This is a genomic window from Pseudomonas sp. FW507-12TSA, from assembly GCF_058781435.1.
Map to the genome: position 1 here is coordinate 46,711 of NZ_JBYSWT010000030.1, position 15,884 is coordinate 62,594.

A 15,884-nucleotide genomic window follows, 5' to 3' on the forward strand; every position below is an offset into this window, starting at 1 on the left:
GCCCCGCTCAGTAGACCCCACCCTCGCTGCTGGGGGCGTCCTGGGCCTTGTACTGCCCGGCCAGGTTCTGCAAACCCTTCATCAGCACCGTGGTGTCCACCCCCACCGCGACGAAGTTGGCTCCCAGCTCGATGCAACGCCGGGCCAGGCCCGGGTCGGCGCTGAGGATGCCCGCGGCCTTGCCGGCCTGGCGCACCCGCAGGATGGCGTCCTCGATCGCCGCCACCACCTGCGGATGTCCGGGATTGCCGCGATGACCCATGGCCGCCGACAAGTCGGCGGGGCCAATGAACACGCCATCGACACCCTCGACCCGGACGATCTCGTCCAGGTTGCGCAAGCCCTCCAGGTTCTCGATCTGCACCAGCAGGCACATGTGTTCGTCGGCCTGGTCCAGGTAGCCGGGGATGCTGTTCCAGCGTGAGGCCCGGGCCAGGGCGCTGCCGACCCCGCGAATGCCCTGGGGCGGATAACGCATGGCGCTGACCAGCTGGCGCGCCTGGGCCGCGCTTTCGACCATGGGCACCAACAGGGTCTGGGCACCGATATCCAGCAACTGCTTGATCAGCGCGGTATCGCCGATCGGCGGGCGGACGATGCCGTGGGCGCCGTAGGGGGCGATGGCCTGCAATTGCCCCAGCAAGCTGCGCAGGTCGTTGGGGGCGTGCTCGCCGTCCAGCAGCAGCCAGTCGAAACCGGCATTGGCCGCCAGCTCGGCGCAGTAGGCATTGGCCAGGCCCAGCCACAGGCCGATCTGTGGCTCGCTGCCTTGCAGGCGTTGCTTGAACAGGTTCTGCGGCATGTCCATGGCGTTCTCCTCAGACGAAACGGCAGGCGATGCTGCCCAGTTGGTCGTAGTCGACGTGGAATACATCCCCCGGGTGCGCGGCCACCGGACGGGTGAACGAGCCGCCAAGGATGATCTGCCCGGCTTCCAGGCCGACGTCGTAGGCCGCCAGCTTGTTGGCCAGCCAGGCCACGCCTTTGGCCGGGTGGTTGAGCACCGCGGCCGAGACCCCGGACTCTTCGATCACGCCGTTGCGGTACAGCACCGCCGGCACCTTGCGCAGGTCCACGTCGCCGGGGCGCACGGCCCGGCCACCCATTACCACCCCGGCGTTGGCGGCGTTGTCGGAAATGGTGTCGAAGACCTTGCGCGTGGCCTGGGTCTGCGGGTCCACCTGCTGGATACGCGCGTCGATGATCTCCAGCGCCGGGATCACCCAGTCGGTGGCCTCCAGCACATCGAACAGGGTGCAGCCGGGGCCCTTGAGGGGCTTGCCGAGGATGAACGCCAGTTCCACCTCGACCCGCGGCACGATGAAGCGCTGGAAGGGAATATCACTGCCTTCATCGAACAGCATGTCGTCCAGCAGGGCGCCGAAGTCCGGCTCGCTGATGTTCGACGACACCTGCATCGCCCGGGAGGTGAGGCCGATCTTGTGGCCCACCAGCCGGCGGCCGTCGCGGATCTTGCGTTCCACCCAGCTGCGCTGGATCGCATAGGCATCCTCGATGCGGATATCCGGGTATTCCAGGGACAGCTGGCCGATCTGTTCGCGGCTGCGTTCGGCGGCATCGAGGCGCGCTGCGGCCTGTTGGATGGCGGAGGGGCTGAGCATGTTCATTTCTCTTGTGGGTTGACGATAGGGGCCGGCACCCAGAGCACCAGCCAGGCGCCCAGGGCGATCAGCAGGGCCAGGGCATACAGCGCCAGGCTGGCGCTTTGGGTGGCGTCACGCACCACGCCGATCAGGTAAGGCGCGAGGAAGGCCGCGACGCTGCCGAAGGAGCTGATCAGGGCGATGCCCGCAGCCTGGGTATTGCTGGCCAGAAAGGCCGGCGGCAGTTGCCAGAACATCGGCAATGCGGCGCTGGCGCCCATGCCCGCCACCAGCAGGCCGAACATCACCAGCCAGGGGTTCTGTGGCGCCAGGGCGGTCAGCGCCAGGCCCAGGCAGGCCATCAGCAGCGGCACAGCCAGGTGCCAGCGCCGCTCGCGCAGGCGGTCCGAGGAGCGGCCGACCGCCAGCATGAACAGGCAACCGGCGAGGTAGGGCAGGGCGCTGAGCAGGCCGACGTCGCCGTCCCCGGCCACGCCAGAATGGTGGATCAGGGTCGGCATCCAGAAGGCGATGGTATTGACCGCCAGCATCACCGCGAAATAGATGCCCACCAGCAACCAGGCGTGGCGGTCCTTGAGAATGTCGCTGAAGCGGTTGATGGACTTGCGCTGCTCCTCTTGCTGCTGGGCCTTGTGCAACCAGGCCTTTTGCGCGGCGCTGAGCCACGTGGCCTGGTCGATGCTGTCCGGCAGCGCCTTGAGCACCAACAGCCCGAGCAGCACCACCGGCAGGCCCTCGATCAAAAACATCCATTGCCAGCCGCGCAAGCCGCCCCGGTCATGGAAATTCTCCAGGATCCAGCCCGACAGCGGGCCGCCCAGGACCCCGGCCATGGGCACGGCGATGGCGAACAGCGCGGTGGCCTGGCCACGGCGGTCGGCGGGGAACCAGCGGTTGAGCAGCACCAGGATGCCGGGAAAGAAGCCGGCCTCGGCCACCCCCAGCAAGAAGCGCAGCACATAGAAACCCCAGGCGTCCTGGACCAGCATCAAGGCGCTGGACAACAGCCCCCAGACCAGCATCAGCAGGGCGATCCAGCGCCGTGGCCCGACCCGCTCCAGGGCCAGGTTGCTGGGCACGCCGAACAGCGCGTAGGCGATGAAGAACAACCCGGCGCCCAGGCCGTAGACGCTGTCGCTGAAGCCCAGGTCCTGGGTCATCTGCAACTTGGCGAAGCCGATGTTGATCCGGTCCAGGTGGGCGAAGATGTAGCAGACGAACAGCAATGGCATCAGGCGCCAGGTGATCTTGCGATAGCAATCGTTGGCCTCGGCCAGCGGGGCCTGGGCAATGGCAGGGCGGGACATGGGCATGGCCTCGTTGTTGTTCTTGTGGGTTGCGCAAGCCGCCGGCTACGGCGGCTACAGCGACTTGAGGAAGGCGTGGACGTTGTTGTGCTTGAAGTTGAGCTCGGCCTCCAGCTCGCTCATCTCGAACGACAGGGCCAGCAGGCGCTGGGCCTGCAACTGGGCGAAGTGCGCCTTGATGATCTCGAACAGGCCCTCGGCCACCTGGCGCCGGGTTTCAAGGTCGCGCCCGGCCCCCACTTGCAGGCGCATATGGACGAAGGCGTAGTCGTGCTTGCCGTCGGCCATGCGCCAGGTGTCCAGGCGCACCCCGCGGCTGCGGATGCCACCCAGGGGGAACACGCCACTGGCGCCCAGGTAGTCGTGGACCTTTTCGAACAGTCCCGGCAGATCGGCCTGGGCTTCGATGTTGTCGGTGTATTCAGCGATGAAATGCGGCATGGGACCTCCTTTGGAGGCAGCTGCAAGCTACAAGCTACAAGCCGCAAGAGGGATCTCCTGTGGCTGTAGCTCGCGGCTCACCGCTGCTCTTGATGTTTTCTTGCAGCGTGTCGCTAGATGCTTGGCGCTGCGTTCACAACGCAAAGATGGCGTTGATCTGGCCGGTGCCGGAGCTGCCGAACAGCGGCGTGACGATCTCGGCCGGGCGGTTGTACTCGGGGCCGCCCAGCAGCCCTAGGAGCATCGCGGTGTCGTGCATCTTGCCTTCGCCATAGCAGTGCTCGGCGTAGTCGGGGAGCATCGCGCAGAACTCGCGGAAGCGGCCCTGCTGCCACAACTCCACCACGCGCTGGTCGACCTGCTTGTCGAATTCCCGGGTCCAGTTGTGGATGTTGGCCTCGGCCTCGCGGTCATCGGAAAACCGGTGGGACAGGGAGCCGGAGGCCAGCACCAGGACCTTGCGGTCGCTCTTCTCGATGGCCCGGCGCACGGCGGCGCCGAAGGTGAAGCTGTCGGCCAGCTTGTGCCAGGCGCACCAGGCAGCGATGGACACCACCTGGAAATGCTCGGCGGCGGGCACGTCCATGTGCATGTAGCGCATGGGCACCAGGGTCCCGTACTCCAGCTCCAGGCTGGGGATGTTATGGGCCAGGGTGCGCACGTCGGCGGCGTTGGCCTCGGCGGCGATCAACTCCCCAAGCGCCGGGCAGCCCGGGTAGTCGTAGGTCATGTTCTTGATGAAATGCGGCAGCTCGTTGCTGGTGTAGGTGCCGTTGAACACCTCGCCGCAATTGATGTGGTAGCCGCTGTTGACCAGCCAGTGCACATCGAACACCACCGCGGTGTCGGCGCCCAGGGCCCGGGCCCGGCGAGCGATTTCCTTGTGCCCGGCGATGGCCGCCTCGCGGCAGCCGTGGTGCTTGCCCGGCAACTCGGACAGGTACATCGATGGAACGTGGCAGACCTTGGCGGCCATGACGACTTCGCCCATGGTGCTTCTCCTGAAACATCTTATTGTTGGGGGATCCGGGACGGTCCTGAACCTTACCAGAGCGTTGAAAAACGTAGGCGAGGCAGCCAACGCAGGTAGTTTTTCAACGGCCCGTTACAGGCCCCAGCGCGGGATGTGGTGGCTGCCCATGGAGAGGCAGACGTTCTTGATCTCGGCGAACACCTCGAAGCTGTATTCACCCCCTTCGCGCCCGGTGCCCGAGCCCTTGACGCCGCCGAATGGCTGGCGCAGGTCGCGTACGTTCTGGCTGTTGATGAACACCATGCCGGCCTCGATGCCCCGGGCCAGGCGGTGGGCCTTGCCGATGTCCTGGGTCCAGATGTAGGACGCCAGGCCGTACTCGGTGTCGTTGGCCAGGGCCAGGGCCTGGGCTTCGTCCTTGAACGGGATCAGGCACACCACCGGGCCGAAGATCTCTTCCTGGGCGATGCGCATCTTGTTGTCCACGTCGGCGAACACCGTGGGCTGGATGAATTGCCCGCGCGACAGGTGCGCCGGCAGGCCGGCCGGCCGCTCCAGGCCACCGGCCAGCAGGGTCGCGCCTTCCTCGATACCGATGCGGATGTAGCCGGTGACCTTGTCGTAGTGCTGCTGGGTGATCATCGAGCCGACCTGGGTCTTGGGGTCGGTCGGGTCACCGACGATCAGGCGCTTGGCCCGGGCCGCGAACTCCTTGACGAACTGCGGGTACACGCTTTGCTGGATGAAGATCCGGCTGCCGGCGGTGCAGCGCTCGCCATTGAGCGAGAAGATGGTGAACAGCGCGGCGTCCAGGGCCCGCTCCAGGTCGGCGTCCTCGAAGATCAGCACCGGCGACTTGCCCCCCAGTTCCATGGAGTACTTCTTCAGGCCCGCGGTCTGCATGATCTTCTTGCCGGTGGCAGTGCCGCCAGTGAAGGAAATGGCGCGCACATCCGGGTGGCGCACCAGGGCATCGCCGGCGGTGGCGCCATAGCCCTGGATCACGTTGAGCACGCCGTTGGGAATGCCGGCTTCCACGGCCAGGCGTCCCAGTTCATTGGCGGTCAGCGGCGACAGCTCGCTCATCTTCAGCACCGCAGTGTTGCCCAGGGCCAGGCAGGGCGCGGTCTTCCAGGTGGCGGTCATGAACGGCACGTTCCACGGTGACACCAGGGCGCAGACCCCCACCGGCTGGTACAGGGTGTAGTTGAGCATCTGGTCGTCCACCGGGTAGCTGTGGCCGTCCATGCGGGTGCAGACCTCGGCGAAGAAATCGAAGTTGTGCGAGGCCCGGGGAATCAGCACGTTGCGGGTCTGGTGGATCGGCAGGCCGGTGTCCAGGGTCTCCAGCTCCGCCAGTTGCGGCACGTTCTGGTCGATCAGCTCACCCAGGCGGCGCATCAGGCGCGCGCGTTCCTTGGCCGGGGTATTGGCCCATTTCGGAAACGCCTCCTTGGCCGCGGCCACCGCACGGGCCACTTCCTCGGCGCCGCCGCTGGCGACTTCGCCGATGGCCTCGCCGGTGGCCGGGTTGTAGTTGACGAAGGTGTCGCGGCTTGCGACTTCGCGGCCGTCGATCCAATGCTTGATCATGCTGTTGCCCCTTGTGCTGGATGGGCGAAGAACTCGGCTTCGCAGACGATTCGGTTGACCAGGCGCCCCACGCCTTGCACTTCCACCACCACTTCATCGCCGGGCATCACGTCGGCCAGGCCCTCGGGGGTGCCGGTGGCGATCATGTCGCCCGGTTGCAGGGTCATGAAGCTGGAGAAGTATTCGATCAGGTAGGGAATGTCGAAGATCATGTCCGCAGTGGTGCCTTCCTGCTTCAGTTCGCCGTTGATCCAGGTGCGCAGCTTCAGGTTGCCGGGATCGGGCACGTCGCCGACGTCGACGATCCAGGGGCCCACCGGGGTGGTGGCATCGCGGTTCTTCACCCGCAGGTTGGGGCGGTAGTAGTTTTCCAGGTAGTCGCGGATGGCGTAGTCGTTGCACACCGTGTAGCCGGCCAGGTAGTCGAGGGCGTCGGCGCGCTTGACGTTCTTCGCCGGCTTGCCGATGACCGCTACCAGCTCGCACTCGTAGTGCATGTAGGCGACGCCATCCGGACGCCAGGTCCGCTGGTTGTGGCCGGTGTAGGTGCCCGGTGACTTGATGAACGCCAGGGGCTCGGTGGGCGGGGTGAAGGCCAGCTCGCGGGCGTGGTCGGCATAGTTCAGGCCCAGGGCGAACATGTTGCCGGTGGCGGGCGGCAGCCAGGTGACCTGTTGCTCACCGAGCACGCGGCCATCGGCCAGGCGCACGTTGTGCTGGTCGTCGACCTGGACCCTGTGAACCTTTCCTTCGAACAGGATGCGGGCGTGTTTCATGGGCGAGCCTCCTGTGGCGCGACGATGTGGTTGGTGAGGCGGCCCAGGCCGCTGATCTCGATGTCGACGCGATCACCGGGCTGCACGTCGACCCGGCCTTCGGGGGTGCCGGTGAGCAGCACATCGCCGACGTCCAGGGTCATGAATTCGCTGAGCTCGGCGATCAGCCGGGCCACGCTGCGGACCTGGTTGGCAGTGGTGTTTTCCTGCACCACCTGGCCATTGACCAGCAGCTTGATGGTCAGCGCCTGCGGGTCGGCGACCTCGGCGGCCGGCACCAGGACCGGGCCCAGGGCGCAGAAGCCATCGCGGCACTTAGCCTTGACCGCCGGGCGGTAGTAGCTGTCCTCCGGCAGGCTGAATTCGTTGGCGATGGTGTAACCGGCCACGTGCTCCAGAGCCTGGGCCTCGCTGACCCGACTGGCGCGCTTGCCGATCACCACGGCCAGGGCCGGGCCCGGTTGCAGGCGTTCGCCGGCCGGATGCTCGACAGCGCCGTCGTGCTGGTTGCGGGTGTTGGGGGTCTTGATGAACAGCACCGGCTTCACCGGCGGCTTCTGGTAGGGCGGCAGGCTGAAGCTCTCCAGGTGCTCGTGCAGCAACCCCTGGTAGTTCAGCGCCACGCCGAACAGGGTGCCGCCAGCGTGGTCGTTCAAGGCTCGGCTCATCGAGCGTCTCCTGGTTGCGGGTCTCGGGCCCGTGCGGCGCTTGCCGGTCGCGGGATGAATTCGTTAATGTGTTAACGTTATATTTAATATGTTAACGATCGTCAAGCAGCTGTCTTGCATGTTGTGCCGCACCCTGGCGGGCAAGCGGCGAATCACCCAGGATGGCCCAGGCCCGCGTGCTGAAAACAACAAGAGAGGGGCGCCATGCACCCACGCCAACCGATCCCCAACATCAACATCGGCCAGGTCTACGACCAGCGCTACGCCGATGCCCAGGTGCATTACGACAAGCTGAGCAACCTGGCCGGTTTTTTCGGTCGCAACATGCCGGTGCACCGCCATGACCGGTTCTTCCAGGTGCACTACGTGCAAAGCGGCGCGGTGCGCGTCTACCTCGACGACCGGCAATACCTGGAGTCCGGGCCGATGTTCTTCCTCACGCCGCCGACCATCGCCCATGCCTTCGTCACCGAGGCCGATGCCGAGGGCCATGTGCTCACGGTGCGCCAGCAACTGGTATGGGAGTTGATCGGCGCAGACCCGGCCCTGGCCCCGGCTCCCCAGGTACCGCCGGCGTGCGTGGCCCTGGGCCGGCTCGGTGCCGGGTTCGCTGGCGAGGTGCGGCGCCTGGAATGCCTGTTCCATGAGTTGCAGCAGGAGATCGACGGGCAGGGGGCCGGGCGCGAGCCGGCGCTGCAAGCCTTGACCCGGTTGCTGCTGATCAGCCTGCTGCGGCTCTCGGCCAACTCCCTGGAAGCCCGCCCGGCGCGCCATGAAGACCTGCAGATCTTCCATCGCTTCAACGAGCTGATCGAGGCCCACTACCTGGAGCACTGGCCCCTGGGGCGTTATGCCGGGCAGATCGGGGTGACCGAGGCGCGGCTCAACGATGTCTGCCGACGCATCGCCGACTTGCCTTCCAAGCACTTGGTGTACGAACGCCTGATGCAGGAGGCCAAGCGCCTGTTGCTGTTCACCGGCAGCTCGGCCAGCGAAATCTGCTACCAGCTGGGATTCAAGGATCCGGCCTATTTCAGCCGGTTCTTCCAGCGTTATGCCAAGGCCGCCCCGGGCGAGTATCGGGCGCGCCAGGGGCTGGTCACGTCGCCTGTGCCGGGTCACTGAGAGCAGCAGCCGGGCTGGGTGGGCAGGCGCCGCCCGCAGGCCTTGCCGGTGGTATTCGAAACCTGGCGAGCGTGGCAGAATCCGCGCCTTTTCCGACAAGGAGCGTCGCCATGTTGCGTCCCGTTGCGTTGTCCCTGCTGATGCTTGGCGCCATGGCCTGCCAGGCCCGGGAGCTGCCCGAGCTGACGCCGTTGTGGCAGCAGCAGAAGGGCTGGATCAGCGCGTGCGACAACCGCCGCGATTGCCAACTGCTCTACGTGCCGAACATCGAGTTTGCCGAGCAGGTCAACCACCTGACGCTGATCATCCGCAGCCAGGCCGGCCCCGCGGGGCGGGTGCAACTGCAACTGGAGCACCAGGGGGCGCCATTCCAGCTGCAGGCGTTGCGCCTGGATGGCCAGCCGCTGGAACCAGCCTTGCTGGCGGCTTTGGTCGAGGAACCGCAGGGCCCCGACGGTAAGCCAGAGCAACAGTATTACCGGGTTGACGACCAGGCCCTGGCCCGCCAGTGGCTGGCACGGCTGCAGGCCGGGCAGGTGCTGGAGCTGCCCGGTGAGGAGCCGGCCCAAGTGCTCCTGGCGACTCTGCCGCACTTGCTGCACCGGGTGGACCAGGTCCAGCACCGCCAGGGCACGGCCAGCGCCCTGGCCGAACCCGGCGAGCAGCCAGCGAGCTCGGTGCCCCGGGTCCAGCCGCCCCGGGCATTGCGTCCCTACCCGGGGGTGACGCCCCTTGGCGCTCAGGAACGTGCAGGGCTGCTGGCGGCGGTGCAGGCGGCATTGCCGGCACCGAAGGCCGCGCAAGACGATGACTACGTCATGCCGCCGAGGATCGAGGTCTATCCCCTGACCGAGCAGCAGGCGCTGGTGTTCGAGTTCTCCGACTGCGGCGCCTACACCTGCCTGTTCGATATCAGCAGCCGCTCGCGGAGCGCGCCATACGGGCTGCAAGCCCTGCAGATACAGGCGTTGCCGGCTGGCAGTGTCGATCATGCCGGTGGCCTCAACTATGACCCCGAGACCGGCCTGCTCAGCAGCTACCTGATGGGGCGCGGCATAGGCGACTGCGGTGAAATGGCCAGTTGGCACTTCGACGGCCAGGCCTTCCAGCTCACCGACTACCGGCGCATGCCCAACTGCAGTGGCCTGGGCTACGACCAATGGCCGGTGCTCTGGAGCGCTGAGGCGCCGAAGCGCTCCTGAGTCCGGCATCAGGTGCAAGCCTCACCCTGGGGCACGAGGCTCGCTTGCGCCCGCGCGCTGGCCAGCACCAGGTCGGCGGCCTTCTCGCCGATCATGATCGCTGCGGCGTTGGTGTTGCCGGTAATCAGCTGCGGCATGATCGAGGCGTCCGCCACCCGCAGCCCCTGCAGGCCATGGACCCGCAGCTGGTCGTCCACCACCGCCCATTCGTCATGGCCCATCTTGCAGCTGCCCACCGGGTGGAACACCGTGCCCAGGTTGTGGCGGATCCACTGCTCGATCTGTTCCTGGCTCTGCACCTGCGGCCCGGGCACCAGCTCGTCCTGCAGGTGTTGGGCGAAGGCCCGGGTCGCCGCCAGCCGGCGCACCAGGCGCAGGCCGGCCACCAGCTTGCGCATGTCCTCCGGGTGGCTGAGGAAGTTGGCCTCGATCAGCGGCTTGTCCTGCGGGTCGGCCGAGTTGAGGCGCACCCGGCCGCGGCTTTGCGGGTGCATTACCGCCACATGCAGGCTGATGCCATGGCCTACCGGCACCAGGCGTTGCGGCTGGTTCTTCAACGCCGGGGCGACGATCAGGCCCAGCTCCGGCACCGGCGAGCCCGGGTCCAGGCGCAAGAAAGCCCCGGACTCCACCGTGTTGGACGTCAACGGCCCCCGGCGCCGGGCCAGGTACTGCCAGGGCGAGCGGGCCAGGGGCAGCAAGCCCCGGGGCGACAGGCCGTAGCTCAGCTCGGGACGGCAGCGGTACATCAACACGATGTCCTGATGGTCCTGCAGGTTATGACCGACCCCGGGCAGGGCATGGCGCTGGGCGATGCCATGGCGTTGCAGCTCCTCGGCGGGACCGATCCCCGAGAGCAGCAACAACTGCGGCGAGTTGATCGCCCCGGCGCAGAGGATCACCTCGCGCCGCGCCAGCAGCTGGCGCACCTGGCCGTCCTGGCTGACCTCCACGCCACAGGCGCGGTTGCCTTGCAGCGACACTCGATGGCTCAGGGTGCTGCTCAGCACCGTCAGGTTCGGGCGCTCCAGCACCGGGTGCAGGAAAGCCCGGGCTGCACTGCAACGCTCGCCGTTGACCTGGGTGACGTGGAAGGGGCCGAAACCTTCCTGCTCCGGCCCGTTGAAGTCCGGGTTGTAGCTCCAGCCCAACTCCGTGGCCGCCTCGAAGAACACCCGGTTGACCGGACTGGGGCTGCGCTGCTCGGCGACGTTGAGTTCGCCGCCACGGCCATGCCAGGGCGCGTCCCCGGGCTCGAAGTGTTCCGAGCGCTTGAAGTAGGGCAGCAACTCGTCATGGCTCCAGCCCTGGTTGCCGGCGGCGGCCCACTGGTCGTAGTCGTGGCGATGGCCACGGATGTAGATCATGCCGTTGATGGCGCTGGAGCCGCCCCAGACCCGACCCCGGGGGCAGGGGATCGGGCGTCCGCCGCTGGTGGCCTGGGCGCTGAAGGCATGCATCCAGTTCCAGCGCGGGTTGGCGATCAGGCGGATGATGCCCGCCGGCGTGCGTATGTAGGCGCCCGGCAGCAGGCTGCGGTCGCTGGGGCCGGCCTCGATCAGGCACACCTTGAGGCTGGGGTCGGCGGACAGTCGGTTGGCCAGCACGCAACCGGCGGAGCCGGCGCCGACCACGATGTAGTCGTAGCTGTGGGGTGGAGTTTCAGGCATGGCGGTGACCTCTTGGGCAGTCGGGGAAATCCATCTCACAACCCCAGCAGCGAGCCGACGTCCAGGCTCACTTGCAGGCCGACGACAAAGCCGTTGCCGCTCAGCTCGCGGGCTTCGGGGTTGTAGAAATTGTCCGGGTTGATCAAGTACTGGACGCTCGGCTCCAGGGTCAGTTGCCGGGTCAGGGCGATGTTCGCGTTGGCTTCCAGGGCATAGACATTGCGCCGGCCCAGGCGCGAGTCGCCGTCGTTGGCGATCCGTGCCTGCTGCTGGAAGCGCAGCTGGTGATCGTTCAGGCGCAGGTAGCTGGCCTTGAAGTTGAGCTTGTCTTGCGGACGGTCGAAGGGCGCGAGATAGGTCAGGCCGGCCTCGGCGAAGTGGCTGAAGGGCTGCTTGGCATCGGCCGCCGCCGACAGCGAGCCGAACAACAGCAGGGCCTGTGGCGCGCTGCCTGATCCGCCGTCGGCGCGCCACACAGCCTGCTGGAACTTGAAGAAGGCGCCAGCGCTGCCGAAGGCGGTGGCGCCGGTCAGTGGGTCTTCCTGCTTGGAGGTGTTGTAGTAGCCGTTGAGCTCGTAGTGAAAACCATAGCCGTCCTGCCGCTGGCTGCCCACGCCCAGCAGCAGGCTGGTGCCGCTGGCATCGTCGGTGCTGAAGTCCAGGCCCTGGCGATGCTTGAGGTAGTCCACCGGGTTGGATTCGAAGGCACCGCCATGCAGGTACCACTGCGGCGTCGCCTGGTACTTCAGGTAGCCGCCCCAGGCCCCGTAGGGTGGCGGCAGGATACCGGTGGAGGCCTCGATGATCGGGTCGTTGCAGGTCACCGTGCTCTCGCAGTTGTAGATGTAGAAATAGCGCCGGGCGTTGGTCCGCCCCAGGGTCAGGTCGACCTGGCCGTCGAGCCAGCTCTGCTGGTAGGTCAACAGGCTCAGCTGGTTGCTGGTCAGGTCGTTGTGGATCGGCGCGCCGCCGAAGTAGCTGCCGGCGGCCCCTTGCCAGTTGCGCGAGGTGGGCACGCCGGTCCCCTCGTCGAGGATGAACAGCGTCTGCTCGACATGCAGGGCCGCACCGTCCAGGCCGGCGAAGGTCGCAAGGTCGATATCGGCGCCGACGAACAGGTCGCCGCTGTTGCCGAAGCTGTGGGGCCGGGGGCCGGTATCGAGGTTCTTCATGGACAGGCTGAGGAACTGGATATGCGGGGTGATGCCTTGTCCGGCCAGGTAGTCGCCCAGGCCGGCCAGCGGTCCGCTGCGCGGTTCGCTGGCGGTAGCGGCAAGGCCGTGCAGGGGCAACAGCAGGGCGGCCAGCAGCGGGCCGAGTGCATGGGTGGCATTCATGTCGGGTACTCGTTTGTTGTTGTTCTTGTGGTGAGTGATGAACAGCGCCTCGATCAGGCTTCGGCCAGGGCCGGGCTGGGGTTGACCAGCACCTTGATCTGGCGCTTGTCCTGCAGCAGGACCTCGAAACCCTCCGTTACCGCCTGCTCCAGGGACAGGCAGCGGCTGACCAGCCGCGACAGGTCCAGGTCCTTGCTGGCCAGCAGCTCCAGCAACGGCGGATAGACGTCGCGGTAGCCGACGCTGCCCAGCAGGCGCAGCTCGTTGTTGACCAGGTGGAAGGCATCGAATTGCACCTGGCCCATCAGCCCCACCAGCACCGCTTCGCCACCTTTGCGCAGGCTGTGCAGGGCATGGTCCAGGGTCTGCTGGCTACCGGCCGCCTCGAAGGCGCTGTCCAGCCCGCCATCGCTCAACTGCCGCAGTCGCTGGCGCAAGTCGGGCGCCGCGCCATCCAGGGCCTGGGTAGCGCCCAGTTCCAGGGCCAGTTGCCGGCGCCCGGGGTCCAGGTCCACGGCATAGATGCGCTCGACCCCTCGGAGCCGGGCCAGCATTACCAGCAGCAGGCCAATGGGCCCCAGGCCGAACACCGCGCAGCTGGCGCCGGGTTGCAGGCTGCTCTGGTTCAGGGCGTGGCAGGCCACGGCCGCCGGTTCCAGCAACGCCGCCTGGCGGAAACTGACGCTATCGGGCAGCCGGTGCAGCATGTAGGCCGGCACCAGCGCCTGTTCGGCAAAACCGCCGTCGCCCATCAGGCCGATGAAACCCATGGACTCACAGAGGTTGTACTGGCCCGCCTGGCAATACCGGCATTGGCCGCAACGGTATTCCGGTTCCACCACCACCCGCTGGCCGAGCAACCCGGGATCGACCCCGGGTCCCAGGGCCAGCACCTGGCCGCAGAACTCGTGGCCCAGGGTCAAGGGTGCCCGGCAACCGGACAGCGGATGCGCCTGCTGCTGGGGGATGGAGTGCGGGCCATTGGCGTATTCGTGCAGGTCGCTGCCGCAGATGCCGCAATAGGCGACTTGCAGCAGCACCTGGCCAAGGCCGGGCTGGCGCAGTTGTACCTGGCTCAGGCGCAGGTCGCGGGCAGCGTGCCAACGCAGTGCTTTCATGGGCGTTCTCCTTGCAGGGTCGGTGAGTGGAGGTTCGTGGCCTGGCGCCGGGCCAGCACCGCCGGCGCGGTTTCCTTGAGCAGCAGGGCCAGGGCCGCGGCCAGCAGCGCGCCGGCGCAGGACATCCACATGACGATCGACAAACCGAAGCGGTCGGCGGCGAAGCCGGCGAGGGTCGGGGCGACGAAACCACCCACCAGCTCCCCGATGCCCATGATCAGCCCCAGGGCCGTGGCCATGACTTCCCGCGGCACGGTCTCCGCCGGGATGGTGGCCATGAACAGGGTGAAGCAGCCCAGCCCGGTGTAGGTCAGCAGCATCAGCACGCCCAGCAGCCACGGCGTGGGCGCGAAGAGCAGGGCCAGGGGACAGCAGGCCGCCACCAGCGAGAACAGCACCAGGGTCGGGCGCCGGCCGATGCGGTCGGAAATCGCCGGTACGCCAAACCCCCAGAGCACCCAGGCACCGCCCAGGCAGCTCATCACCGTGCCCATGCTGGCCGGGCTGTAGTCGCGGATCTTGACCAGGAAGGTCGGGGTGAAGGAGATCAACACGATGAACCAGGTCAGGAAGAAGCAGCTGATCAGGGTGCACAGCAGGATGTTGCGGCTCTTGAGCAGCGCCAGCCGACTGATACCGTTGCCGCTCGGGCCCTGTACGGATGCTGCGCGGCTGGGCGCATCCGGCTGGACGTAGCGCCAGATCAGCAGGGCGATCAGCAAGCCGGGCACCAGCGAGATGATGAACGCATGGCGCCAGCCGTAGGCCTCGGCCAGGGCCACCAGGACCGGCGGGCCGATCACCGCCCCCAGCAGGCCGGCGGCCGAGCCTTGCAGCAGGCCCATGTTCAGGCCCCGACGGTGAGGCGAGGAAGCTTCCACCATCAGTGATTGCGACAGCGGCAGGATCGGCCCTTCGGCCAGGCCCATGATGGCGCGAAACAGCAGCAGGCTGAGGAAGCCGGTGACCAGCCCCGACAGCGCCGAACACAGCGAGAACAGCAACACCGCGACGATCAAGAGCGGCTTGCGCCGGCCCCGGCGGTCCGACCAGGCCCCTACCAGCGCCCCGGAAACCGCCCAGGCCAGGGCCAGCACCGAAGACAGCAAGCCCAGGTGGCGGTTGCCCAGTTGCAACTCGTCGGCCATGAAGGGGAACAGGAAGGACAGCGCCAGGCGGTCGAAAAACACGAAGCCGAAGGTCAGGAACAGCACCCCCAGCAAGGTGTTCTCGTAGCTGGCCTTGTTGTTTTTATAAGCCATGGTGATTCTCCGCACGCAGGTCGAGGCCGTGATCAGCGAAACAGGGTGTCGATATGGGCCGCGCCCAGGCCGATGTTTTCGTAGTGCGCACGGCACAGGGCGATGTAGGAGTGCACGTCGAAGTAGCCGTCGGGCTCGCCCTGTTCGTCGAGCCAGATCAATGGGCCCTTGACGATGAAGAACACCCGCATCGGCTGCTCGTGTTCGTAGGCCACCAGGGTGTGGCCTTCGCCTGGGGTCTCGTAGACGAAGTCGCCGGCGGTGGCGGTCCATTCGTGCTCCAGGTAACCCCACTTGCCGGACAGGGTGTAGGCGAAGACCTCGTGGGGGTGGTAGTGGCGGTTGACCAGCCCGGCGCTGCTGGCCATCAGGATGTCGCACCAGCGGTTCTCGCTGGGCGCGATCCACAGCGGGCGCGAAGACACGGTCTCGGTGAAGGGCACGTACAGGCTCAGGTCGTCGCTGGCGGCGTCGGGCAGGTAGACCTCGGGCTTGGCGTCGGGCTTGAAGCAGTTGGCGATGGGCTGCAGGTCTTTCCAGAACTCTCGGGTGGCGGCTTCAGGCATGGTCGGTCTCTCTTGTTGTCGTGGAGTCGTCGGTGCAATGCCAGCGGGGCTGACGGCACGACTCTAGGCCGGCCGGGGGCGGGCGGTTTGTCCGGATCGGACCGCTTTGTTGTCGGTTTCGGACGGTTGCACCACGGCGGTTGCCAGTGGGCGGGGGAAGTTGACAGGGCAAATCATTCAGATATTAATGAATGGCCGCAGGCCACGGGTTCCGTGGCTCC

Annotated in this window: 15 protein-coding genes; 2 read left to right on the forward strand and 13 right to left on the reverse strand. The window is 66.9% G+C overall.

What is annotated here, in order from left to right:
• Positions 1-7: 7 nt before the first annotated feature.
• From hpaI to AC3WK8_RS24760, 8 genes are all read right to left on the reverse strand, one after another.
• Positions 8-808, reverse strand: coding sequence for a 4-hydroxy-2-oxoheptanedioate aldolase (hpaI, locus tag AC3WK8_RS24725; RefSeq protein ID WP_103326081.1), 801 nt, complete (start codon positions 806-808; stop codon positions 8-10).
• A gap of 10 nt (positions 809-818) precedes the next feature.
• The gene (hpaH, locus tag AC3WK8_RS24730; protein ID WP_031319953.1) at positions 819-1,622 is read right to left on the reverse strand and encodes a 2-oxo-hept-4-ene-1,7-dioate hydratase; all 804 of its coding nucleotides are present in this window, start codon (positions 1,620-1,622) and stop codon (positions 819-821) included.
• Positions 1,623-1,624: 2 nt separating this feature from the next.
• Positions 1,625-2,932 carry an MFS transporter gene (locus AC3WK8_RS24735; RefSeq protein WP_103326082.1) on the reverse strand — a complete coding sequence of 436 codons (1,308 nt, stop codon included), beginning with the start codon at positions 2,930-2,932 and terminating at the stop codon, positions 1,625-1,627.
• 54 nt (positions 2,933-2,986) lie between these two features.
• Complete coding sequence (locus AC3WK8_RS24740; protein WP_068588180.1) at positions 2,987-3,373, reverse strand: tautomerase family protein; 387 nt, start codon at positions 3,371-3,373, stop codon at positions 2,987-2,989.
• A 133-nt stretch (positions 3,374-3,506) separates the two neighbouring features.
• The gene (hpaD, locus tag AC3WK8_RS24745; protein ID WP_085599879.1) at positions 3,507-4,364 is read right to left on the reverse strand and encodes a 3,4-dihydroxyphenylacetate 2,3-dioxygenase; all 858 of its coding nucleotides are present in this window, start codon (positions 4,362-4,364) and stop codon (positions 3,507-3,509) included.
• A gap of 114 nt (positions 4,365-4,478) precedes the next feature.
• Positions 4,479-5,939, reverse strand: coding sequence for a 5-carboxymethyl-2-hydroxymuconate semialdehyde dehydrogenase (hpaE, locus tag AC3WK8_RS24750; RefSeq protein WP_103326083.1), 1,461 nt, complete (start codon positions 5,937-5,939; stop codon positions 4,479-4,481).
• The gene (locus AC3WK8_RS24755; protein WP_103326084.1) at positions 5,936-6,715 is read right to left on the reverse strand and encodes a fumarylacetoacetate hydrolase family protein; all 780 of its coding nucleotides are present in this window, start codon (positions 6,713-6,715) and stop codon (positions 5,936-5,938) included. The genes hpaE and AC3WK8_RS24755 overlap by 4 nt, the downstream gene beginning before the upstream one ends.
• Positions 6,712-7,383, reverse strand: coding sequence for a fumarylacetoacetate hydrolase family protein (locus tag AC3WK8_RS24760; RefSeq protein ID WP_103326085.1), 672 nt, complete (start codon positions 7,381-7,383; stop codon positions 6,712-6,714). Before AC3WK8_RS24760 ends, AC3WK8_RS24755 begins: the two co-directional genes overlap by 4 nt.
• Positions 7,384-7,587: 204 nt before the next feature.
• Here AC3WK8_RS24760 and hpaA point away from each other — a divergent pair, with 204 nt between their 5' ends.
• Positions 7,588-8,508, forward strand: a complete 921-nt coding sequence (hpaA, locus tag AC3WK8_RS24765; RefSeq protein WP_103326086.1) for a 4-hydroxyphenylacetate catabolism regulatory protein HpaA — start codon at positions 7,588-7,590, stop codon at positions 8,506-8,508.
• Positions 8,509-8,618: 110 nt separating this feature from the next.
• Positions 8,619-9,710: a DUF1176 domain-containing protein gene (locus AC3WK8_RS24770; protein ID WP_103326087.1), complete on the forward strand. Its 1,092-nt coding sequence runs from the start codon at positions 8,619-8,621 to the stop codon at positions 9,708-9,710.
• 8 nt (positions 9,711-9,718) lie between these two features.
• Here the strand turns inward: AC3WK8_RS24770 and AC3WK8_RS24775 are convergent, their stop codons facing one another.
• Genes AC3WK8_RS24775 through AC3WK8_RS24795 form a run of 5 tightly spaced genes read right to left on the reverse strand, consistent with a single transcriptional unit; the run spans position 9,719 to position 15,663 of the window.
• Positions 9,719-11,380: a GMC family oxidoreductase gene (locus AC3WK8_RS24775; RefSeq protein ID WP_103326088.1), complete on the reverse strand. Its 1,662-nt coding sequence runs from the start codon at positions 11,378-11,380 to the stop codon at positions 9,719-9,721.
• Between the two features lie 35 nt (positions 11,381-11,415).
• Entirely contained in the window at positions 11,416-12,717 is a 1,302-nt protein-coding gene (locus tag AC3WK8_RS24780; protein ID WP_103326089.1) for a carbohydrate porin, read from the reverse strand.
• A 53-nt stretch (positions 12,718-12,770) separates the two neighbouring features.
• On the reverse strand, positions 12,771-13,835 hold the full coding sequence (locus tag AC3WK8_RS24785) for a 2,3-butanediol dehydrogenase (protein ID WP_085599891.1): 1,065 nt from the start codon (positions 13,833-13,835) through the stop codon (positions 12,771-12,773).
• Positions 13,832-15,097, reverse strand: a complete 1,266-nt coding sequence (locus tag AC3WK8_RS24790) for an MFS transporter (RefSeq protein WP_103326090.1) — start codon at positions 15,095-15,097, stop codon at positions 13,832-13,834. The genes AC3WK8_RS24785 and AC3WK8_RS24790 overlap by 4 nt, the downstream gene beginning before the upstream one ends.
• 32 nt (positions 15,098-15,129) lie before the next feature.
• A complete protein-coding gene (locus AC3WK8_RS24795) occupies positions 15,130-15,663 on the reverse strand; it encodes a 2,4'-dihydroxyacetophenone dioxygenase family protein (protein WP_103326091.1) in 534 nt (177 codons plus the stop codon).
• Positions 15,664-15,884 lie beyond the last annotated feature (221 nt).